This window comes from Streptomyces luteolus, assembly GCF_029968015.1.
GTDB classification, from domain to species: domain Bacteria; phylum Actinomycetota; class Actinomycetes; order Streptomycetales; family Streptomycetaceae; genus Streptomyces; species Streptomyces luteolus.
The window spans coordinates 124,364-145,091 of sequence record NZ_JASCIS010000011.1 but is presented as its reverse complement, the minus strand read 5'-3'; the positions used below and the strand labels follow the sequence as shown (position 1 = coordinate 145,091).

The window sequence follows — 20,728 nt, the reverse complement described above, 5'->3', positions numbered from 1 at the left end:
TCACGTTCTCCGGGGTGCGGTGGTCGTGGGGGTGCGGTGGTCATGGGGGCGCGGCTGGACCGGGAGTCCGCGCAGGAAGAGGCGTATGCCGTGGACCCGGATCGCGGCGGCGGCGACGAGCGGGGCCCAGGGGTGGCGCAGCACCGTCCGCAGCAGCGGCAGCGGGCCCGCGGCGCGCCGGGTGCCGCGCACCGTCGCGGTCAGGGCCCGGCCCTCCGCCCGGTCGAGGTGCACCGTCAGGTCGAGCCGCTGCTCGGGCGGGGGCAGCCGCATCTTGTAGTGGCCGTCGACCGGGAAGAACGGGGAGACGTAGAACCGCTTGTCGGTACGGGCGGTGCCGGCCGGGTCCGGACGCAGCAGGTAGCAATGGCGGCCGCCGTACGTGTTGTGCACCTCGGCCACCACGCACCGCAGGTCACCGCCGGGGCCGTGACACCAGTAGACGGTCAGCGGGTTGAAGACGTACCCGAGCACGCGCGCGTGCGTCAGCATCAGCACGCGTCCGCCGTCCAGGCGGATGCCGCGCTCGGCGAGGTAGGCGTCCAGACCGGCCCGGATCGACGGCTTGTCGCCGGTGAAGTGGTCCCGCGGGTCGAAGCGGGCCAGGGGCCGCAGCGGGCGGGGCAGCCGCGGCAGCCGGTCGGGGTCCACGAACCACAGGTAGGTGCGGTGCCGCAGGGCGTACCGCCGGGGCGAGGCGCGCACGTGCGTGATCGTGCACGGGTACAACGCCGGTACGGTGCTCACCACTTCACCCCCAGCGCGGCGGCGGCCTCCACACCGGAGCGGCAGCCGTCCTCGTGGAAGCCCCAGCCGTGGTAGGCGCCCGCGAACGCGCAGACCGGGCTGTTCAGTTCGGGCAACTGCCGCTGGGCGGCCACGGATTCGGGGGTGTAGACGGGGTGTTCGTACACCATCCGCGCGAGGACGCGACCGGACCGGACCCGGTCCTCGCCCCCCAGCGTGACCACGAACGTCTCGGCGGCGTCGAGGCGTTGGAGCCGGTTCATGTCGTAGCTGACCCGCACCCGGTCCGCGCCCGCCGCGCACGACGGCATCAGGTAGTTCCACGAGGCCCGCGCCCCGCGAGCGCGCGGCAGCAGGGCGGTGTCGGTGTGCAGCAGCGTGGAGTTGCGGGAGTACCGGAAGGCGCCGAGCACCTCCTTCTCCCGCGGAGTGGCGTCGGCCAGCAGGCGCAGCGCCTGATCGGGATGGACCGCGATCACCACGGAGTCGTACGACCGGGTCGTCCCGTCCTCCGCGATGACCTCGGCGCTGTCGGTGTGGCGCCGCACGGCCCGTACGGGGGTGCCGGTGCGGACCTCGGGGAGGCGCTCGGCGATCCGGTCGACATAGGTGCGCGAGCCGCCGCTCACGGTGCGCCAGACCGGGGAGCCGCCGATCGACAGCATGCCGTGGTGGGCGAGGAACCGGAACAGGTAGGCGGCCGGGTAGCGTTGCGCGGTCTCCGCGTCGCAGGACCAGACGGCCGACACGATCGGGGTCGTGAAGTGGGCCCGGAAGTAGCCGGAGAAGCCCTCCCGGTCGAGGAACTCGCCCAGTGCGGGGCCCACTTCCGGTGTGGGGCCCACGTCGGCCCCCGAGTCGAGGAGGCGCCGGGCCGCCCGGTAGAACGCCGGAACCTCCGAGAGGAGCCGCAGGTAGGGTCCGCGCAGCAGGTTGCGGGGCTGCGCGAACAGGCCCGCAGGCCCGCGCGCCCCCGCGTACTCCAGGCCGCACCCCTCGCACCGCACCGACATGCTCATCTCCGACTCCTGCGTGGCGACGCCGAGTTCGCGCAGCAGCCGCAGGAGGTTCGGGTAGGTGCGCCGGTTGTGCACGATGAACCCGGAGTCGACGTGGTGCACCCGGCCGTCGTGCGCCGAGGTCAGCCGGTGGGTGTGCGCGTGCCCGCCGAGCCGGTCGTCGGCCTCGTACAGGGTGACCCGGCGGGTACCGGCCAGGATGTGGGCGGCGGTCAGCCCCGCCACGCCGCTGCCCACCACGGCGGTGCGCCGCGGCCCGCTCCGCGTCTCCGGTTCCGGTTCCGGTATCTGCGACGCTGCCGGGAACGTGCGTGCCATGGACTCCTCCGCGGGCCGGGATCAGGGCTGTCACAGGTGATCCGGAGCCGGTCGGGCTCCGGATTGGCCGTGGTACGAATCCGGCCCCTCGTTTCCCGTCAGATTCCGCACGCCGGAACCGCCCTCCACGACGTGACGACGTGACGACGTGACGACGTGACGACGAGACGACGTGACGACGTGACGACGAGACGACGAGACGACGTGACGACGTGACGACGTGACGACGTGACGACGTGCCCAGGCCGCGGCCTAGGCAGGACGGTCGCCCGATCGCTGCGACACCCACTTCTTCGCGACAGGGGCGACCTGCGGATGCAGCCCCCCGAACTTTGCCGCCGGGCCCTGCCCGGTGCCGGGCAGGACCGGGCTCGCCCGGTGCGCGGTCTTGCCTCCAGGGCGGGCCTGGGCCTGGGTGAGGCCGGGCGGCGGCCCGTGCCGTCAGGCGCACCGCCATGCGCCTCCGCGCGCTGCGTCGGCACGCGTCCGAGCGGCGCGAGGGCGCGAACTGGGGTGTGAGGTCGGGCGGGACGGGTCGGTTGGGCGCGCGGGCCCTTGCGGCCACGCGCCGCGTCGGTACCTGGCTGAGCGGCGGGGCGTGTGTGCGGTGCGCCCCGCCGAGGCACCGAGCTCGGTGGCACCGTTCGCGTGATCCGGGCGGGCACGGGGTCGGCAGAGGGGGGGGGGCTGCCAGTTGGGGGCCGTGCCTCGAAGGGCGGGTCTGCCCGTGGTCGGGCGGGATAGGGCGTCAGGTGCGTGGGCCTTGCCTCCACGTGTTGCGGCGGTACGTGCCTGAGCGGCGGGGTGTGCGCGCGAAGCGGGGTGTGCGGTGCGTCTGCCGAGGCTGTCCGCTCGGTGGCATCGTCTGCGTGGCCCGGGCGGGCAGGCCCGAGGCCTGGCAGCGCGCGTGCGCGCGACAACGGGTGCGGGGTGCGCCCGGTGCCACCGTCCGCGTTGCTCCGGCTGGCAGGCCCTGGGGCGTGTCCGTAACGTCCCTCCCTCACCCCCCCCGGGTGGGCAGCGCCTCACAGGCCCCGTAAAGATCGGGAAGACGGGCTCCGGGCCCGGCCGAACCTCGGGGGCTCCTTCATCCGGGCCCGGCCGAACCTCGGGGGCCAGTGCTCAGATTCCGTCCGCGAAGACGTCGAGGGCCTCGTCCACCAGCCGCGTCAGGTCTTCCCGCCGGCCGCCCTCCGCCCAGTGCAGGGCCACCTCCAGGACTGCCTGTGCGACGGCCGTGACGAGGACGCGGAGCTGGAGGTCCGTGGCGGGGCGGCCGGTGCGTTCCGCGAGGAGCGGGCAGAGGCGGCGGGCGGTGTCGGTCAGGGACTCCGTCATCCGGGCGCGGACCTCGGGGACGTCACGCAGGAGGCGGCAGCGCAGGCGCAGGCCGGTGTCGTCGAGGTCCGCGCCGAGCTGGGCCTTGATCGCGTACCGCAGGGACGTGAGGACGGGCTCGTCGGCGGGGCGGGAGCGGAGGGCTGCCTCAAGGGGCTGTTCGTACTCCGCGCCCAGGACGATGTCCTCCTTGGCCGGGAAGTACCGGATGACGGTGGAGGGCGACACCTCGGCGGCCGCGGCGATCTGCTCGACGGTGGTCGCCTCGTACCCCTGCGCCGCGATCAGCTCGTACGTGGCCGATCTGATCGCCGACCGGGTCTTGAGCTTCTTGCGCTCGCGCAGGCCGGGAGCGGGGGCAGGGGTGGGAGCCGGGGTGGGAACAGGTGTCATGCGTGCTGGTAGGCGACGAGCGAGATGCCGACGTAGTGCACGACGAACGCGGCGAGCGTGAACGAGTGGAACACCTCGTGGAAGCCGAACCAGCGGGGCGACGGGTTGGGGCGCTTCATCCCGTAGATCACGCCGCCCGCGCTGTAGAGCAGTCCGCCGACGATGACCAGGACCAGGACGGCGATGCCGCCCGCGCGCATGAAGTCCGGCAGGAAGAAGACGGCGGCCCAGCCCATCGCGATGTAGCAGGGCGTGTAGAGCCAGCGCGGGGCGCCGACCCAGAACACCCGGAACGCGATGCCCGCGGCCGCGGCGGCCCAGATGCCCCACATCAGCCACTGCCCCTTGGACTCGGGGAGCAGCAGCATCGTCAGCGGGGTGTAGGTGCCCGCGATGATCAGGAAGATGTTGGCGTGGTCGAGTCTGCGCAGGACGGCGGTGGCGCGGGGGCCCCAGTTGCCCCGGTGGTAGACCGCGCTCACGCCGAAGAGCAGGCAGGCGGTCAGGACGTAGATCCCGCAGGCGACGCGGCCGCGGGTGGAGTCGGCGAGCGCGGTGAGCACGATTCCGGCGATCAGGACCGCCGGGAACATGCCCGCGTGCAGCCAGCCGCGGAACTTCGGCTTCACGGGGTCCGGGAGCGCTATCGGCGTCGGCCCGCCGGTGCTGGGGCCGGGGGACGGGTGGGCAGGCGCAGGCGCAGTCATACGCCGCATGGTAGCTACGGGCCCGTAGGTTGCGTGTCAGAGGCGGTCCGTCAAGATCGCCGAGAGAGGTTCGTACTGTTCTGTGCCGGTCTGGAACAGCTTGGCTGATGAGTGGTGATGCTCACGTCTGCTCAGGTGTGCGACCCTCTGGACATATGCGCACTCGGGTCGGATGATCAAATGAGTGCGGTCGGCACCGGATGAGCAGCCATGACGCATCCGGGTCGCAGCCCCCACGGGGCATACATGAACACACCCCTCATAGCCCCCTCATCAAGGAGCAATCGTGGCGCGCGACAACGCGGCTCCCAGCACCGTCCCGACCAACCACCGGGAGCTGATCTCCTGGGTCGAAGAGATCGCCGAACTCACGCAGCCGGATCAGGTCGTGTGGTGCGACGGCTCCGAGGCCGAGTACGAGCGGTTGGCCGAGGAACTCGTCGCCAAGGGCACCTTCAAGAAGCTTGACCCGATCAAGCGCCCGAACTCGTACTACGCGGCCTCCGACCCGACGGACGTCGCGCGCGTCGAGGACCGCACCTTCATCTGCGCCGAGAAGGAGGAGGACGCCGGCCCGACCAACCACTGGAAGGACCCCGCGGAGATGCGCGAGGTCTTCCAGGGCAAGGAGGGCGACGGCGGAATCTTCCGCGGCTCGATGCGCGGCCGCACCATGTACGTGGTGCCGTTCTGCATGGGCCCGCTCGGCTCCCCGCTCTCCGCGATCGGCGTGGAGATCACCGATTCGGCGTACGTCGCCGTGTCGATGCGGACGATGACCCGGATGGGGCAGCCCGTCCTGGAGGAGCTCGGTGACGACGGCTTCTTCGTGAAGGCCGTGCACTCCCTCGGCGCCCCCCTCCAGGAGGGCGAGGCGGACGTGCCGTGGCCGTGCAACTCCACCAAGTACATCTCGCACTTCCCGGAGTCCCGCGAGATCTGGTCGTACGGCTCGGGCTACGGCGGCAACGCCCTGCTCGGCAAGAAGTGCTACGCGCTGCGTATCGCCTCCGTCATGGCGCGCGACGAGGGCTGGCTGGCCGAGCACATGCTGATCCTCAAGCTCACGCCCCCGCAGGGCGAGTCGAAGTACGTCGCGGCCGCGTTCCCGTCGGCCTGCGGCAAGACCAACCTCGCGATGCTGGAGCCCACCATCTCCGGCTGGACGGTCGAGACGATCGGCGACGACATCGCGTGGATGCGCTTCGGCGAGGACGGCCGCCTGTACGCGATCAACCCCGAGGCCGGCTTCTTCGGCGTCGCGCCCGGCACCGGCGAGCACACCAACGCCAACGCGATGAAGACCCTGTGGGGCAACTCGGTCTTCACCAACGTCGCGCTCACCGACGACAACGACATCTGGTGGGAGGGCATGACGGAGGAGACTCCGGCCCACCTGACGGACTGGAAGGGCAACGACTGGACCCCGGAGTCGGGCGTCCCCGCCGCGCACCCCAACGCCCGCTTCACCGTCCCCGCCTCGCAGTGCCCGATCATCGCGCCCGAGTGGGAGGACCCGAAGGGCGTGCCGATCTCGGCGATCCTCTTCGGCGGCCGCCGCGCCACCGCCGTACCGCTGGTGACCGAGTCCTTCGACTGGAACCACGGTGTCTTCCTCGGCGCGAACGTCGCCTCCGAGAAGACCGCCGCCGCCGAGGGCAAGGTCGGCGAGCTGCGCCGCGACCCCTTCGCCATGCTGCCGTTCTGCGGCTACAACATGGGCGACTACATGGGCCACTGGGTCGACGTCGCCAAGGGCAAGGACCAGGCGAAGCTGCCGAAGATCTACTACGTCAACTGGTTCCGCAAGGACGCCGACGGCAAGTTCGTGTGGCCGGGCTTCGGTGAGAACTCCCGCGTACTGAAGTGGATCGTGGACCGGCTCGACGGCCGCGCGGAGGGTGTGGAGACCCCCATCGGCGTGCTGCCGACCCCTGCGGCGCTCGACACCGAGGGCCTCGAACTGGCCGACGCCGACCTGGAGTTCCTGCTCACGGTCGACAAGGAGGTCTGGCGTGAGGAGGCGGCGCTGGTGCCCGAGCATTTGAACACGTTCGGCGATCACACGCCGAAGGAGCTGTGGGACGAGTACCGCGCACTCGTGCAGCGCCTGGGCTGATCTTTTAGGGGCGCGGGGAACTGCGCGACCAGCCACGACGAAAGCCGCAGTCGCATCTGCGTGGTGCATGAGCAGATGCGACTGCGGCTTTTCTGTGGCTGAGCGCGCAGTTCCCCGCGCCCCTTACGGGGCGAAAGCTTGTGGCACCCGGCCCGTAGCCTCCCCGGCTGCGGGCCGGGGCCGTCATTGGGCGGCGCCCGCGGGTTCCCGGTCCCGCAGAGCTGCCGTGTGCGCGTCCATGCGTTCCGCGGCGAGGATCGCCGCGGCGGTGTCGGCACGGGAGGCGGCGACCACCAGGGCGCGGCCCGCGAGCGCGTGCGCCCGCCGGTGCAGACCGGCGAGGTACGGCTCGTGGATCGCCGCGGCCACCGCGGAGCGTACGGGCGACTCGCCACCGCGCAGGCGGGCGATCTCCGCGGCCAGCTGCTCGGCCGCGTCGGCGAGGTCCCCGGACGGGACCACCGCGCGCAGCTCGTCCGTGACGGCGAGCAGGGCCGCGAGATGCCCGGCGAGCTGGATGTCCAGCTCCTCCTCGCGGGAGCGGTGCGGGAAGTCCTGCCCCGGGTTCTGTCCTCGGCCGGCCAGCGCGTGCACCGACTTGCTGCGGATCGGTTCGTACATGGGACGGCCTCCTGACGTTTCAGGAAGCCATCCTAGCTTAGATTCAATCTAAAGTTGAGCCGGGTAGAGAAGAGGCAGGTCAGGGCTGCCCGTAGCCGTCCAGGAACCTGCCGATCCGGGTCACCGCGTCCGCGAGATCCGTAGCCTGCGGCAGGGTCACGACGCGGAAGTGATCGGGCTCCGGCCAGTTGAAGCCGGTGCCGTGCACGACCATGATCTTCTCGGCGCGCAGCAGGTCGAGCACCATCTGCCGGTCGTCCTTGACCTTGAACACCTTCGGGTCGAGGCGCGGGAACAGATACAGCGCGCCCTTGGGTTTCACGCAGGTCACGCCGGGGATCTGGGTGAGCAACTCGTAGGCGGTGTCGCGCTGTTCGAGCAGCCGGCCGCCCGGAAGCACGAGATCGTTGATCGACTGCCGCCCCGTGAGCGCGGCCACCACTCCGTGCTGGGCCGGCATGTTCGCGCACAGCCGCATATTGGCCAGGATCGTCAGGCCCTCGATGTACGACTCGGCGTGCGCCCGCGGCCCGGAGATCACCATCCAGCCGGTGCGGTAACCGGCCACGCGGTACGCCTTCGACATGCCGTTGAAGGTCAGTGTCAGCAGGTCGGGGGCGAGGGCGGCGGTCGGGGTGTGCGTGGTGCCGTCGTACAGGATCTTGTCGTAGATCTCGTCCGAGCAGACCAGGAGGTTGTGGCGGCGGGCGATGTCGGTGAGGCCGCGCAGCACGTCGTCGCTGTAGACCGCGCCCGTCGGGTTGTTCGGGTTGATGATCACGATCGCCTTGGTGCGGTCGGTGACCTTCCGCTCCACGTCGGCGAGATCGGGCATCCAGTCGGACTGCTCGTCGCAGCGGTAGTGCACGGCGGTGCCGCCGGAGAGCGAGACGGCGGCGGTCCACAGCGGATAGTCCGGGGCCGGTACGAGCACCTCGTCGCCGTCGTCGAGCAGGGCCTGCATGGCCATCACGATCAGCTCGGAGACGCCGTTGCCGATGTAGACGTGCTCGACGTCCGACTCGACGCCGAGGGTCTGGTAGTGCATGACGACCGCTCGGCGGGCCGCAAGGAGGCCCTTCGCGTCGCCGTAGCCGTGCGCCGAGCCGACGTTGCGCAGGACGTCCTCGAGGATCTCCGGCGGGCAGTCGAAACCGAATGCCGCGGGGTTGCCGGTGTTGAGCTTGAGGATGCGGTGGCCTGCTGCTTCGAGCCGCATGGCCTCCTCGAGAACCGGGCCCCGGATCTCGTAGCAGACGTTCGCGAGCTTCGTCGACTGGATCAGCTGCATGCGGCAACTTTACGAGCGGGGTTCGGGGTGTCGCCTGGTGTTTACGGCCACGTGGGGTGCGGTGCGGGCGGTATCGGGAACGGTGCCCTTCCATCGCATGGCTGTCGGGGTGGGGCGCAGGGGGATTGGTGGTCCGGACGGTTGTGGGGCCTGCGAACCGTGGGTTGGGGCGAGACGAGTGACTTACCCCACCCCGCCCCTTCCCGAAAGCTTGCAGCAGCTTCGGGGGCCAGCCCCCGGGCCCCCGCTCCTCAATCGCCGGAGGGGCTGAATCGTGCCCGGAAGGGGCGCGGGGAACTGCGCGACCAGCCACGACGGTGGGAAAGCCGAATACGCCGACGGCAGTCTTTCGGGAAGGGGCGGGGTGGGGGGAATATCAGGCCGCACGGCGGATAGCGCGCCCGGCCAGAGCGTCCGTGCGCCGCCCGTCCTCGAGGACGAACTTGCCGTCGATCAGGACATGCGGGATGCCCACCGGCAGCGTGCGAGGTGCCTCGAACGTCGAGCCCGCGGCGACCGTGTCCGGGTCGAAGAGGACCAGGTCGGCCCGGTACCCCTCGCGCACCAGGCCGCGGTCGGGCAGGCGCAGGCGGGCGGCCGGGCGCGAGGTGAGGTGGGCGACGGTCTCCTCCAGGCCCATCACCCCCAGCTCCCTCGCGTACCGGCCGAGATACTGCGGGAACGTGCCGTACGCGCGCGGGTGCGGCTTGAAGCCCTGGAGGATGCCGTCCGAGCCGCCGGTGTGCACCCGGTGCTGCATGATCGCCCGCACGTTGTCCTCGTGCCCGACGTGCTGGAGGATCGTCGAGCCGAGGTTGTCGTTGATGAGCAGGCGCCGGGCTGTGATCCAGGGAGCCTCGCCGCGCTGGGCGGCGGACTCGGCGATCGTCTTGCCCACGCAGGAGGCGAGGCCCGGGTCCGAGACGCCGGAGATCTCGATGGTGTCCCACTCGATGGGCACGCCGTGGCAGCCGTCGGCGCCGATCTCCTCCATGTGGTGGCGGATCTTCTCGGCGGTCCCGTCGTCCTTCAGACGGGACAGGATCGCGTCGGGCCCGCCCTCGCTCGCCCAGCTCGGCAGCATCGCGACGAGCGTGGTGCAGCCGGGGGTGTACGGGTACGTGTCGAGGCTGATGTCGGCGCCCTCGGCGAGCGCGTCGTCGATGAGCGCGAGCAGGTCGGGGGCCTTGCCCTTGTTCACGCCGAAGTTCATCGTGGCGTGCGCGAGGTGCAGCGCGCAGTCCGCGTCCCGGGTCAGGTCCACCATTTCCCGGTACGCGTCCAGGGCACCCGCGCCGTACGAGCGGTGGTGCGGGCAGTAGTAGCCGTCGTACCGCGCCACGACCCGGCACAGCTCGGCCAGTTCGGAGTCCTTGGCGTACATGCCGGGCGTGTAGGTCAGCCCCGAGGACATGCCGACGGCGCCCTGCTCCATGCCCTCGGCGACCAGCTGCCGCATCCGGTCCAGCTCTTCGTCCGTGGCGGGGCGGTCGTCCCAGCCCACGGCGTACATCCGGACGGTGCCCTGCGGGATCAGGTACGCGGCGTTCACGGCGATGCCCTGGCCGCCGTGGGCGCTGTCGAGAGCGTCGAGGTAGCCGCCGACGGTGCGCCAGGAGAAGTCGATGTCGGAACCGTCGCCGTTCCAGCCCGTGATGGCCTGGCGGACCTGGGCGAGGGTGCGGTCGTCGACGGGCGCGTAGCTCAGCCCGTCCTGGCCGATGACTTCGAGGGTGACGCCCTGGGCGGCCTTCGCGCTGTGGTCCGGGTCGCGGAGGAGGGCGAGGTCGCTGTGGGCGTGCATGTCGATGAAGCCGGGGGAGAGGGCGAGGCCGTCGGCGTCGATCTCCTTCGCGCCGGTCGGGCGCGCGCCGTCTCCCTCGCGGTGGATCTCGGCGATCCGGCCGTCGTCGATGGCTACGTCCGCGCGGTACGAGGCGTCGCCGGTGCCGTCGATGACGCGGGCGTCGCGGATGACCAGGTCCATGGGGTGCTGCCTCTCTTGCGTGCTTTTTCCCCTCCCCGCCCCTTCCCGAAAGTCCTGCCGGACGGGCCTCCTCAAACGCCGCAGGGGCTGAAAATTCAGCCCCTCCGTCGATTGAGGAGCGGGGTCTGGGGCGGAGCCCCAGTTGGGTGCGGCTAGAAGTACGTGCGGATGTAGTCCGTGACCGTGCCGTCCGCCGCGACCAGCGGGATCAGCTGCCACTTGTCGAAGGACGTGCAGGGGTGCGACAGCCCCATGCCGACCCAGTCGCCCACCTCCAGATCCGCCTCGGCGGCCGTACGGACCCAGCCGTGCTGGTCGGAGAGGCCGGTGACCGTGACCCCGGCGGCCTCGCGGACCTCCCCGGAACGCGCGTCCCGGACGACCTGCGCCTCGGGCAGGTCCAGGTCGTACGCCGCGTCCCGCTTGCCCGCGTTGACGAAGGCCTGCTCGGGGTTGGGGCGGGACACCACCTGGGCCCAGAGGCGGAAGGCGGGCTGCAGGGCGCCCTCGTCCGGGACCCGGTTGAAGGGCGTGAGGTGCCGGTAGTGCCCGTCGTCGTGCGAGACGTACGCACCGGAGCGGAGGAGTTTGAGGACCGGCGCCGAGAGGGACGGGATCTCGGCGAAGACGTCCGCGACCGCGTCGAACCAGGCGCTGCCGCCCGCGCTGACCACGATCTCGTCGAGCCCGGCGAAGCGGCCGGCCTTGTCGAAGTCCACGGCGAGCGCGACCAGGCGGCGCAGCCAGGCGTGCACGCGCTCGGGGTCGGCGTCCGGCACCTCGCCCTCGTACCCGGCGACGCCGACGAGCCGCAACGTGGCCGTGGCCGACACCGCGTCCGCGATCGCCGCGCACTCGGCCTCGGTGCGCACACCGGTACGGGCCGAGTCGCCCGCGCCGAGTTCCACCACCACGTCGACGGGGCGCGAGGCGCCGGCCGCGCTCAGGGCCGCGTCCATCAGCTCGACGCCGCGTACGGAGTCCACGTAGCAGATGAAGCGGAAGTCGGGGTCCGCGTGCAGCTCGGCGGCGAGCCAGCGCAGGGCGGAGGCGTCGACCAGCTCGTTGGCGAGGAAGACCCGGCGCACGCCGTACGCCCGGGCCACCCGGACCTGGTGCGGGACGGCGAGCGTGATGCCCCAGGCACCGTGCTCCTCCTGGCGGGCGAAGAGCTCGGGGGCCATGGAGGTCTTGCCGTGCGGGGCGAAGGCCAGGCCATGGCGGGTGGAGTACGTCTCCATCAGGGCGAGGTTGTGCTCGACGCGCTCGGCGGAGAGGGCGAGCACGGGCGTCGTGAAGCCGTCCGTGAAGAGATTGCGGCGCTGGGCGGCGAGCTCGCCGACGGTCAGGCCCTCGGCGTCCGGGGGCAGCCCCTTGAAGCGGAAGTCGACCCGCTCGTCGGCGAGTTGAGTCCGGGACGTGTGTCCCGCCGCGCGCTGTCCGACCGCGTTGTCGGCTGCCATAGGGGGCCTCCTCAGGGGCTGTCCGCACCAGCTCGTTGCATTCTCTGCAACGGCCATTGCGTATTTCGCTTACTGCTGTCTAACATCCGAGCCAATACCGGGTCAATGGCGCCCGGCCCAGCGGCGAAGGAGATCGAGCGTGCCCACCGTGAACGCGTCAGGACCCCTCCAGGGGGCGGAACACGTCGGTACCGACGTGGTCTGCCTCGGTGAGTCCATGGTCACGTTCCGGCCCTCCCGCCCCGGACGGCTCGCCGACGTCCCGACCTTCGAGCGCGGCATCGGCGGCGCGGAGTCCAACGTCGCCTGCGCGTTGGCCCTGGCCGGGCATCGGGCGCGGTGGGTCAGCAGGGTCGGTGCGGACGGGTTCGGGGAGCATCTGATCTCCGAGATCGCGGCATGTGGGGTGGATACGTCCGCCGTCGTGCGCGATGCGTCTCGGCCTACTGGGATCTACTTCCGTACGGCCGGAGAGCGCGCGGTAGACCGCACCTCCGCCACGGGGCTCCGCCCCGGACCCCGCTCCTCAAACGCCGGAGGGGCTGAATTTGGCGCCGGAAACGAGCCCCCCGCCGAGGTCGCCTACTACCGCGCCGGCTCCGCCGCCTCCGCCATGGCCCCCGGGAACATCGACCCGGACTCCCTCGCCGACGGCGAGATCCTGCACGTGTCCGGCATCACCGCCGCCCTCTCCGCCGACTGCCTCGACCTGATGCGGAACCTCACCGCGCCCCGGCCGGGCAGGCCGCTGGTCTCCTTCGACGTCAACTACCGCGTCCACCTGTGGGCCGACCCCGCGCTGGCCGGACCCGTCCTGCTCGACCTGGCGCGCGGCAGCGACCTCGTGTTCGTCGGTGAGGACGAGGCCGAGGCCGCCTGGGGCATCACCGGCGGGCCCGCCGCCGTCCGCGCCGCGCTGCCCGAGCCCCGCACCCTCGTCGTCAAGCAGGGCGCCCAGGGCGCGACGGTCTTCAGCGGTACGGAGGCCACGTACGAGCCCTCTCTCAAGGTCGACGTCGTCGCCTCCGTCGGCGCGGGCGACGCCTTCGCCGCCGGGTTCCTCTCCGCCACCCTGCGCGGACTCACCGACTCCGAGCGGCTGCGCCACGGCCACCTGATGGCCGCCGCCGCCCTGCTCGTCCCCGGCGACCTGGGCGCACCGCCCGCCCGCGCCGAGGCCGACCGGCTTGCCGCTCTCCCGGCCGAGGCGTGGGGGACACTGCGCCTTGGCCCGGACACGATCCAGACCTGGGCCGGGGAGGTAGTGACCACATGAGCCAGACCGTCGACCGGGCGCTGAGCATCCTGCCGCTGCTCGCGGAGGGGCCCGCTGACCTGGGGCAGGTCGCCGAGCGGCTCGACGTGCACAAGTCGACCGCGCTGCGGCTGCTGCGCACGCTGCACGAGCACGGCCTCGTGTACCGCCAGTCCGACCAGCGGTACCGCCTGGGCGCCCGGCTCTTCGCCCTCGCCCAGGAGGCGGTGGAGAACCTCGACGTGCGCGAGATCGCCCACCCGCACCTGGTCGAGCTGAACGAACAGATCGGCCACACCGTCCACCTCGCCGTGTACGAGGAGAACGAGGTCCTCTACATCGACAAGGTGGAGAGCCGCTACCCGGTGCGGATGTACTCCCGCATCGGCAAGCCCGTCGCGATCACCGTCGCCGCCGTGGCCAAGCTGCTGCTCGCCGACCTGTCCGAGCCGGAGCGGCGCGCCGTCGCCGAGAAGCTCGACTACCCCATGTACACGGCCCGTTCGATACCCAACGCCGCTGCCTTCCTCAAGGAACTCGCGGTCGTACGGGAACAGGGCTGGGCCACCGACCTCGGTGGCCACGAGGAGTCCATCAACTGCATCGGGGCCCCCATCCGCGGTGCGGACGGAAAGGTCGTCGCCGCCATGTCGGTCTCCGCGCCGAACGTCGTCGTCACCGCCGAGGAACTCCTCACCCTGCTGCCGCAGGTGCGCCGCACCGCGGACGCCATCAGCCGCGAGTACTCGGGCCACACCCCCGCGTAGCCCGTGACCCGCGGTTCCATCCGCTCGCTGCTCAACACCCCTCAGAAGGAGACGCGTTCATGACCGAGAAGACCGCCCTCACCCCGGCCACCCACACCACCCCGCCCGCGAAGTTCTCGCACGGCGTGAAGAAGGGCAACATCCTCCAGGTCGCCGGCCAGGTCGGCTTCCTGCCCGCCGAGGAGGGCAAGGCCCCCACCCCGGCCGGCCCGACCCTGCGCGAGCAGACCCTGCAGACCTTCGCCAACGTCAAGGCGATCCTCGAAGAGGGCGGCGCCACCTGGGACGACGTGATGATGATGCGCGTCTACCTCACGGACGTGGACCACTTCGCCGAGATGAACCAGATCTACAACGAGTACTTCGAGGAGCAGGGTCTGAAGGCCCCTGCCTCCGCCCGTACGACCGTGTACGTCGGCCTCCCCAAGGGCCTCCTCATCGAGATCGACGCCCTGGCCGTCCTCGGCTGACATGCCGTCAGACATGCCGTTAGACCTTCCGCACCACCAGGCCCACGGCACGGCGCAGCTTCCCCCGGGCGCGCCGTGCCGTGACCCCCCACACCCTCAAGCACCCGTTTGGACAATGGAGTTACTCACATGCTGCTTGCCGCCGCCGCGCCCCCCGCCGAGGCGCCACCCCACACCGGTGGACTGCTCACCTTCATCGACGGCACCGCGGGACTGCTCACCGTCGCCGCTCTCGGTATCGCCCTGCTGCTCTTCCTGATCATCAAGATCAGGCTGCAGCCCTTCGTCGCCCTGCTCGCCGTCTCCATCGCCGTGGGACTCGCGGCCGGCCTCTCCGTCACGGAACTCTTCGGCACCGTCCAGAAGTCCGACACCGTCTCGTTGATCGAGTCCGGCATGGGCGGCATCCTCGGCCACGTCGCCATCATCATCGGCCTCGGCACCATGCTCGGCGCGATACTCGAAGTCTCCGGCGGCGCCGAGGTGTTGAGCTCCCGGCTCCTCGGCCTCTTCGGTGAGAAGCGCGCCCCGCTCGCCATGGGTATGACCGGCCTGATCTTCGGTATCCCGGTCTTCTTCGACGTCGGCATCTTCGTCCTCGCGCCGATCGTCTACGCCGCCGCCAAGCGCTCCGGCAAGTCCATACTCCTGTACTGCATGCCGCTGCTCGCCGGTCTCTCCATGACCCACGCGTTCCTGCCGCCGCACCCCGGCCCCGTCGCCGCCGCCGGACTGTTCAACGTCTCGCTCGGCTGGATCATCATCATGGGCATCGTCTGCGGCATCCCCGCCGTGCTCGCCGCCTGGGCCTACTCGACCTGGATCGGCAACCGCCTCTTCGTGCCCGTGCCGCACGACATGCTGGAGGCCACCGAGGAGGCCAAGGCCGCCGTCGCCGCCGACCGCGCCGAGTCCCACGCCAAGGCCCCGGAGAAGCCGGTCGCCCTCTCCACGGTCTTCACCATCATCGGTACGCCGCTGTTCCTGATCCTCGCCGCGACGTTCTCCTCGATCGCCCTCGACGAGTCCACGCTGCGCTCGGTCATCGAGTTCTTCGGCCACCCCTTCGTCGCCCTGACGATCGCGCTGCTGCTCGCGTACTGGCTGCTCGGCATCCGCCGCGGCTGGCACCGCAAGTCCCTGGAGCAGGTCTCCACCGCGTCCCTGAAGCCGGTCGGCAACATCCTGCTCGTCGTCGGCGCGGGCGGGGTCTTCGGCGCCGTCCTCAAGGGCTCGGGCATCGCGGACGCGCTCGCCGACGCCTTCAACGGCATGGGCCTGCCGGTCATCGTGCTCGCGTACCTGATCTCCGTGGTGCTGCGCGTCGCGCAGGGTTCGGCGACCGTCGCGATCGTCGCCACCGCCGGCATCGTCGTCCCGCTGGTGGAGGGCGGCGGTCACTCGCAGCCCTTCCTCGCCCTGGTCATCATGGCCATCTCGGCCGGTTCGATCTTCGCCTCGCACGTCAACGACGGCGGCTTCTGGATCGTCTCCAAGTACTTCGGGATCTCCGAGCGGGACACGTTGAAGTCGTGGACGGTCCTTGAGTCGGTCCTGTCGGTCGCCGGGTTCGCCGTCGCGGCGTTGCTCAGCCTGGTGGTGTAGGGATCTCTTTCCCCGTTGTCCTCGATCGCCGGACGGGCTGAATTCAGCCCGTCCGGCGATTGCTTAGGATTTCCGCATGTCATTCGGCCCACCCCCGCCCGCGTACCCTCCGCAGCAGCCTCCGCCCCCGCAGGGCCCGGACTTCCTGGCCACCGACAAGGGCCGGGCCGTCGTCGTCGACGCGGCCGGGGTGTGTTTCGAGAACTTCGGCCACACCGCCGAGTTCGGCTGGCACGAGGTCGGCAACGTCCACTTCACCGGCCAGGGCACCTGCCTGCGCGTGGGCGTGACGCACGCGAGCGGGGCGTTCGCCGAGTGCATGGTCGACGCCAAGCGACCGGAGCGGCTGCAGCAGTGGTTCGCGGAGCTCGCCCCGGTCCTCGGGTTCTACCTCAACAACCGTGCCAGGTAGGGGAGTTCACGCCTTGCAGTACTGCTCCTCCTTGCCGATGGAGCGGTACATGCAGTCGGCGTTCTCCAGGAGTTGCAGCACCGCGTCCTTGTTGCGGCTGGTCTCCTTCTCGATCACCTCGTCGGGCGGGTAGAAACCGCCCCCGCCGGCCGACGACGGGTACATCTCGAAGGTGTACGAGAATATCTTCTGGTCCCCCCACAGCCAGTCGTCGATCGACCCGTCCGTGACGTACAGATCGCTGGACTGCTGCGGTGTGTACCCGTTCGACTCGGCCATCGCCTCGCCGACCGCGGCGTGCGCGTCCCGGTCGTCCTGCGTCAGGCCCTCGGCGGTGTCGTCGGTGGTGTAGCCGTACGGCCAGAGCACCAGCTCGCTGTACGTGTGGAAGTCGATGGCCGCCTTGATCTGCTGCTTGCCGTCCACCACCCGGCCGCGCACGAAGTCCGCGACGACCTTGGTCTCCGGCGCCGACTCGGCCTCGCTGCCCCGGTACGTCTCCGAGCCCGGCACGTCCGACGAGCCGCCGCAGCAGCCCCACTTGTAGGCCCAGTTGCGGTTGAGGTCGGTGCCGGTGTCGCCGCCCTCGTTGGGCTGCCGGTTGAGGCGCCAGCTCTGGTACTCGCCGGTCTTGATGTCGTACTCGCCGCCGTCCGGGTTCACGTCCGGGACGATCCAGACCTCGCGCTCGTCGAGCATCTTCGTCACGCGCTCGTCGGAGCCGTACCCGTCGCCGAAGGTCCTCACCAGGTACAGCGCCATCTCGACGGTCAGGTGCTCGCGCGCGTGCTGGTGGTGGGTGAACAGGACCTCGGGCTCGGCCTCGTCGTCGGCGACCTTGTCGCTCAGCTTGACCGCGATGATGTCCCGGCCCTCGTGGGACTTGCCGATGACCTTCTTGCTGATCAGGTCCGGGTGCGCGGCGATCTGCCGGTCGATCTCCGCGTTCATCTCGGCGTACGTGTGGTACTTCGCGTCCTCGGCCGGGAAGTCCTTCGGCTCGGCCGCCTTGCCGCCGAGCCGCTTGGGCGGGCCCGCCAGCGCCTTCAGCTTGTGGCCCTGGCCACGCAGGAGTTCGGCCTGTTCGGCGGTGGCGGAGACGACCACGGAGTGGTCCCGCGCCTCGTCGACCGAGACCCCGGACGAGGCGATCTTCGTACGGTCGGCCGCCGTCGACGGGCCGTGGATCTCGTACTGCCTGATCCGCCGGTCGTCGGCGGAGCCGGCCGGCGCTGCGGCCCGCGGCTTCGGATCGTCGCCGGACGGTGCGGCGTTGGCGGTCAGCGGTGCGGCGATCGCCACCGCCACGAGCGCCGCAAGGGCGGCACCGCGTTTGCTGCGTACGCATATACGCATGAGCGCTCCTGAAATGTGGGGGGTGGAGCTTGTGTTGGAACTCTTCTGGGGGTGGTACTCAGCCGCTCATCCTTGGCCCCTGGCATGGACGGGTCAAGAGTGATGGGTGGGAGTAAAGGGGCAGTCAAGGCGGGCGTCGGTCAAACCCCTTGTGCGATCAGCGGGTTCGCGCTTTGGTGACCACGATCACTGACGTACTCGTACTGGGGGACGAGCCCCGGACGGCGGGGAGGCGGCATGGCGGACACGACCGGCAACATCAGGGGCGGGGTAGTGGAGGACGGCGCGCAGCCGCGCAAGTCCAGTTGGCGCTACATCGGCCCGGGCATCGTGGTCGCCGCGACCGGTGTCGGCGCGGGTGACCTGGTGGCCACGCTGATCGCGGGCAGCAAGTTCGGATACACGCTGATGTGGGCCGCCGTGATCGGCTGCCTCGTGAAGATCTCCCTGGCGGAGGCGGCGGGCCGCTGGCATCTCGCCACCGGCCGCACCCTCTTCGACGGCTGGCAGAGCCTGGGCCGCTGGACCACGGTCTACTTCGCGATCTACGTGGTCATCTGGGGCTTCGTCTACGGCGCCACGGCGATGTCGTCCTCGGCGCTGCCGCTCGTCGCGCTCTTCCCGGAGGGTCCCGACCTCAAGGTGTGGGCCATCGGGATGGGCCTGGTCGGCCTCGTCTTCGTCTGGTTCAACAAGTACGCGGTCTTCGAGAAGGCCATGACGGTCCTGATCGGCGTCATGTTCGTGGTCGTCGTCTACGTCGCGATCCGGGTCGCGCCGAACCTCGGCGAGGCCTTCGCGGGCCTGGTCCCGGTCCTGCCGGACGGCTCGCTGCTCTACACCCTCGGCCTGATCGGCGGCGTCGGCGGCACGATCACGATGGCGGCGTACGGGTACTGGGTGAACGCCAAGGGCTGGACCAACCCCGGCTGGATGAAGGTGATGCGGCTCGACAACCGCGTCGCGTACGTCACGACCGGTGTGTTCGTCGTCGCGATGCTGATCGTCGGCGCGGAGCTGCTGCACACGACCGGTCTCGCGCTCACCCAGGGCGACAAGGGCCTGATCGACCTGGGCACGATCCTGGAGGAGCGGTATGGGGCGGCCACGGCCAAGCTGTTCCTGATCGGCTTCTTCGCCACGTCGTTCTCGTCCCTGATCGGCGTGTGGCACGGCGTGAGCCTGATGTTCGCCGACTTCGTGGGCCGGCTGCGGGGCGAGGGGGCCGGCGGGGCGGCGGTGGCCGAGGTGGCGACGGGCGAGCGGGAGCGGTCCTGGGCGTTCCGCGGCTATCTGCTCTGGCTGACGTTCCCGCCGATGGCCCTGCTCTGGCTGGACCGGCCGTTCGGCCTGGTGATCGTGTACGGCGTACTCGGGGCGTTCTTCATGCCGTTCCTGGCGGCGACGCTGATCTGGCTGCTCAATTCCTCGCGGACGCCGGGGGAGTGGCGGAACGGGTGGGTGAGCAACGGGATGCTGGCGGCGGCGGGGTTGCTGTTCGTGGTGCTGTGCGTGCAGCAGGTGCGGGAGCTGCCCTGGTAGGCCATCGCCGGAGGGGCTCAAATTTGAGCCCCTCCGGCGATTGAGGAGGCCTGTCCGGCGAGGCCACGCGGCGCCAGCCGCATATCGACACAGCGGGAAGGGGCGGGGTGGGGAAGAAAGCGCCTACGGCAAGCCGTGAACGTGCGGTCCGACCGTGCCGGACCACGAACTACCCGCCGCCGCATCCCAGTTGGTCGACCACGTCATCGCACCCCGGATCCCCGGATAGGTCTTCGACGGCTTGAACGAACCGCAGTTCGTGCCCTTGGCGAGGCAGTCGAGGGCGGCGTTCACCACGGAGGGTTCGACATACCCGCCGCCCGCCGCCCGGGTCGAGGCCGGGGTGCCGATGCCGACCTGGGACGGGTCGAGGCCGTTCTCCAGCTGGATGCAGGCGAGGCCGGTCAGGAAGTCGACCGTGCCCTGCGAGTAGACCTTGCCGTCGCAGCCCAGCATCGAACCGCTGTTGTAGTACTGCATGTTGACGACGGTCAGAATGTCCTTGATGTTCAGTGCCGTCTTGAAGTACTCGTTCTGCGGCGACTGCATGTCGATCGTCTGCGGCGCCATCGTGATGACGAGCCCCGGCGCCTTCTGCGCGAGCGACTTCAGGGCCTGCGACATGTACGTGGAGTTGAGCCCGTTCTCCAGGTCGATGTCGACCCCGTCGAAGCCGTACTCCTGCATCTGCGCGTAGACCGAGTCCGCGAACGCCGTCGCCGACGCCGCGTCGTTGACCGCGACCGTGCCCTTCTCGCCGCCGACGGAAAGGATCACGGACTTGCCCGCGGCCTGCTTCGCCTTGATGTCGGCCTTGAAGGCGTCCACCGTGTACCCGCCGAGCCCGGCCGAGTCGAGGTTGAACTTCACCTGTCCCGGGGTGCCGGTGGCGTCCGCGAAGGCGACGGCGATGATGTCGTACTCGTCCTGGACGTCGGCGAGTTTCTGCACGGTGGCGCCGTTATTGAAGTTCTGCCAGTAGCCGGTCACCGCGTGCTTCGGGACGGCCTCGGCGCCGACGGAGACCTGGAACCCGGCCTCGTCGACACCGCCCGCACCGGCCTGCGTGGCCGTGGCCGTACCGGCGAACGCGAGCGCGCAGACCGCGGCCGCGACGGCGACGCCCACGCGGCGGTTCTTTCGGGATATACGGTGCACTGCTGCCTCCTAGTGGGGGAAATGCAGGAGTGGTGCAGGCACGAACGGTGGCCACCGCGGGTGCTGTTGACCGTACAAACTGGTCTAGGCCAATGGTCTTGTCAAGGCCTCTGCAGAACGATCGACGGGCGATCCAGTGTTGAAGGCGCTGCTTGCTGGA

Annotated in this window: 17 protein-coding genes; 7 read left to right on the top strand and 10 right to left on the bottom strand. The window is 70.4% G+C overall.

Translation table 11 applies throughout. The annotated features are described in order from the left end of the window. From QIT00_RS13500 to trhA, 4 genes are all read right to left on the bottom strand, one after another. The gene (locus QIT00_RS13500) at positions 1 to 747 is read right to left on the bottom strand and encodes a DUF1365 domain-containing protein (protein ID WP_282535473.1); all 747 of its coding nucleotides are present in this window, start codon (positions 745 to 747) and stop codon (positions 1 to 3) included. Next, positions 744 to 2,084 carry an NAD(P)/FAD-dependent oxidoreductase gene (locus tag QIT00_RS13495; protein WP_282535472.1) on the bottom strand — a complete coding sequence of 447 codons (1,341 nt, stop codon included), beginning with the start codon at positions 2,082 to 2,084 and terminating at the stop codon, positions 744 to 746. Before QIT00_RS13495 ends, QIT00_RS13500 begins: the two co-directional genes overlap by 4 nt. A 1,122-nt stretch (positions 2,085 to 3,206) precedes the next feature. Further along, positions 3,207 to 3,815: a TetR/AcrR family transcriptional regulator gene (locus tag QIT00_RS13490; RefSeq protein WP_282535471.1), complete on the bottom strand. Its 609-nt coding sequence runs from the start codon at positions 3,813 to 3,815 to the stop codon at positions 3,207 to 3,209. Next, positions 3,812 to 4,522, bottom strand: a complete 711-nt coding sequence (trhA, locus tag QIT00_RS13485; protein WP_282535470.1) for a PAQR family membrane homeostasis protein TrhA — start codon at positions 4,520 to 4,522, stop codon at positions 3,812 to 3,814. Before trhA ends, QIT00_RS13490 begins: the two co-directional genes overlap by 4 nt. A gap of 286 nt (positions 4,523 to 4,808) precedes the next feature. Between trhA and QIT00_RS13480 the strand changes: the two genes are divergently transcribed. Beyond that, complete coding sequence (locus tag QIT00_RS13480) at positions 4,809 to 6,641, top strand: phosphoenolpyruvate carboxykinase (GTP) (RefSeq protein WP_282535469.1); 1,833 nt, start codon at positions 4,809 to 4,811, stop codon at positions 6,639 to 6,641. 183 nt (positions 6,642 to 6,824) lie between these two features. On the opposite strand, the gene QIT00_RS13475 is transcribed toward QIT00_RS13480, so the two are convergent. The 4 genes from QIT00_RS13475 to QIT00_RS13460 all read right to left on the bottom strand — a co-directional run bounded on the left by QIT00_RS13475 (position 6,825) and on the right by QIT00_RS13460 (position 12,003). Next, a complete protein-coding gene (locus QIT00_RS13475) occupies positions 6,825 to 7,262 on the bottom strand; it encodes an SCO4983 family protein (RefSeq protein WP_282535468.1) in 438 nt (145 codons plus the stop codon). 79 nt (positions 7,263 to 7,341) lie between these two features. Next, positions 7,342 to 8,553, bottom strand: a complete 1,212-nt coding sequence (locus QIT00_RS13470) for a pyridoxal phosphate-dependent aminotransferase (protein WP_282535467.1) — start codon at positions 8,551 to 8,553, stop codon at positions 7,342 to 7,344. A 376-nt stretch (positions 8,554 to 8,929) separates the two neighbouring features. Continuing rightward, entirely contained in the window at positions 8,930 to 10,759 is a 1,830-nt protein-coding gene (locus QIT00_RS13465; protein WP_282535466.1) for an N-acyl-D-amino-acid deacylase family protein, read from the bottom strand. After that, the gene (locus QIT00_RS13460; RefSeq protein WP_282535465.1) at positions 10,693 to 12,003 is read right to left on the bottom strand and encodes an amino acid deaminase; all 1,311 of its coding nucleotides are present in this window, start codon (positions 12,001 to 12,003) and stop codon (positions 10,693 to 10,695) included. Before QIT00_RS13460 ends, QIT00_RS13465 begins: the two co-directional genes overlap by 67 nt. 217 nt (positions 12,004 to 12,220) lie before the next feature. Here QIT00_RS13460 and QIT00_RS13455 point away from each other — a divergent pair, with 217 nt between their 5' ends. From QIT00_RS13455 to QIT00_RS13435, 5 genes are all read left to right on the top strand, one after another. Next, positions 12,221 to 13,279: a sugar kinase gene (locus QIT00_RS13455; RefSeq protein WP_408909768.1), complete on the top strand. Its 1,059-nt coding sequence runs from the start codon at positions 12,221 to 12,223 to the stop codon at positions 13,277 to 13,279. Then, a complete protein-coding gene (locus tag QIT00_RS13450; protein ID WP_282535463.1) occupies positions 13,276 to 14,025 on the top strand; it encodes an IclR family transcriptional regulator in 750 nt (249 codons plus the stop codon). The genes QIT00_RS13455 and QIT00_RS13450 overlap by 4 nt, the downstream gene beginning before the upstream one ends. A 59-nt stretch (positions 14,026 to 14,084) precedes the next feature. Beyond that, complete coding sequence (locus tag QIT00_RS13445) at positions 14,085 to 14,495, top strand: RidA family protein (RefSeq protein WP_282535462.1); 411 nt, start codon at positions 14,085 to 14,087, stop codon at positions 14,493 to 14,495. A gap of 129 nt (positions 14,496 to 14,624) precedes the next feature. Beyond that, positions 14,625 to 16,100, top strand: a complete 1,476-nt coding sequence (locus QIT00_RS13440; RefSeq protein ID WP_282535461.1) for a GntP family permease — start codon at positions 14,625 to 14,627, stop codon at positions 16,098 to 16,100. 76 nt (positions 16,101 to 16,176) lie between these two features. Continuing rightward, the gene (locus QIT00_RS13435) at positions 16,177 to 16,512 is read left to right on the top strand and encodes a hypothetical protein (RefSeq protein WP_282535460.1); all 336 of its coding nucleotides are present in this window, start codon (positions 16,177 to 16,179) and stop codon (positions 16,510 to 16,512) included. Between the two features lie 6 nt (positions 16,513 to 16,518). Here QIT00_RS13435 and QIT00_RS13430 read toward each other — a convergent pair whose 3' ends face one another. Then, on the bottom strand, positions 16,519 to 17,868 hold the full coding sequence (locus tag QIT00_RS13430; RefSeq protein WP_282535459.1) for a M14 family metallopeptidase: 1,350 nt from the start codon (positions 17,866 to 17,868) through the stop codon (positions 16,519 to 16,521). A 237-nt stretch (positions 17,869 to 18,105) separates the two neighbouring features. Here QIT00_RS13430 and QIT00_RS13425 point away from each other — a divergent pair, with 237 nt between their 5' ends. After that, the gene (locus QIT00_RS13425; RefSeq protein WP_282535458.1) at positions 18,106 to 19,410 is read left to right on the top strand and encodes an Nramp family divalent metal transporter; all 1,305 of its coding nucleotides are present in this window, start codon (positions 18,106 to 18,108) and stop codon (positions 19,408 to 19,410) included. 123 nt (positions 19,411 to 19,533) lie between these two features. Here QIT00_RS13425 and QIT00_RS13420 read toward each other — a convergent pair whose 3' ends face one another. Beyond that, entirely contained in the window at positions 19,534 to 20,568 is a 1,035-nt protein-coding gene (locus QIT00_RS13420) for a chitinase (RefSeq protein WP_282535457.1), read from the bottom strand. Positions 20,569 to 20,728: the final 160 nt, after the last annotated feature.

What these genes read in the sequence shown, in the direction of transcription:
- QIT00_RS13425 (WP_282535458.1), top strand. Translation starts at nt 18,106, where the DNA reads ATGGCGGACACGACCGGCAACATCAGGGGCGGGGTAGTGGAGGACGGC.
- QIT00_RS13470 (WP_282535467.1), bottom strand. Translation starts at nt 8,553, where the DNA reads ATGCAGCTGATCCAGTCGACGAAGCTCGCGAACGTCTGCTACGAGATC.
- QIT00_RS13455 (WP_408909768.1), top strand. Translation starts at nt 12,221, where the DNA reads ATGGTCACGTTCCGGCCCTCCCGCCCCGGACGGCTCGCCGACGTCCCG.
- QIT00_RS13430 (WP_282535459.1), bottom strand. Translation starts at nt 17,868, where the DNA reads ATGCGTATATGCGTACGCAGCAAACGCGGTGCCGCCCTTGCGGCGCTC.
- QIT00_RS13475 (WP_282535468.1), bottom strand. Translation starts at nt 7,262, where the DNA reads ATGTACGAACCGATCCGCAGCAAGTCGGTGCACGCGCTGGCCGGCCGA.
- QIT00_RS13440 (WP_282535461.1), top strand. Translation starts at nt 14,625, where the DNA reads ATGCTGCTTGCCGCCGCCGCGCCCCCCGCCGAGGCGCCACCCCACACC.
- QIT00_RS13450 (WP_282535463.1), top strand. Translation starts at nt 13,276, where the DNA reads ATGAGCCAGACCGTCGACCGGGCGCTGAGCATCCTGCCGCTGCTCGCG.
- QIT00_RS13495 (WP_282535472.1), bottom strand. Translation starts at nt 2,084, where the DNA reads ATGGCACGCACGTTCCCGGCAGCGTCGCAGATACCGGAACCGGAACCG.
- QIT00_RS13435 (WP_282535460.1), top strand. Translation starts at nt 16,177, where the DNA reads ATGTCATTCGGCCCACCCCCGCCCGCGTACCCTCCGCAGCAGCCTCCG.
- QIT00_RS13445 (WP_282535462.1), top strand. Translation starts at nt 14,085, where the DNA reads ATGACCGAGAAGACCGCCCTCACCCCGGCCACCCACACCACCCCGCCC.
- QIT00_RS13490 (WP_282535471.1), bottom strand. Translation starts at nt 3,815, where the DNA reads ATGACACCTGTTCCCACCCCGGCTCCCACCCCTGCCCCCGCTCCCGGC.
- QIT00_RS13460 (WP_282535465.1), bottom strand. Translation starts at nt 12,003, where the DNA reads ATGGCAGCCGACAACGCGGTCGGACAGCGCGCGGCGGGACACACGTCC.
- trhA (WP_282535470.1), bottom strand. Translation starts at nt 4,522, where the DNA reads ATGACTGCGCCTGCGCCTGCCCACCCGTCCCCCGGCCCCAGCACCGGC.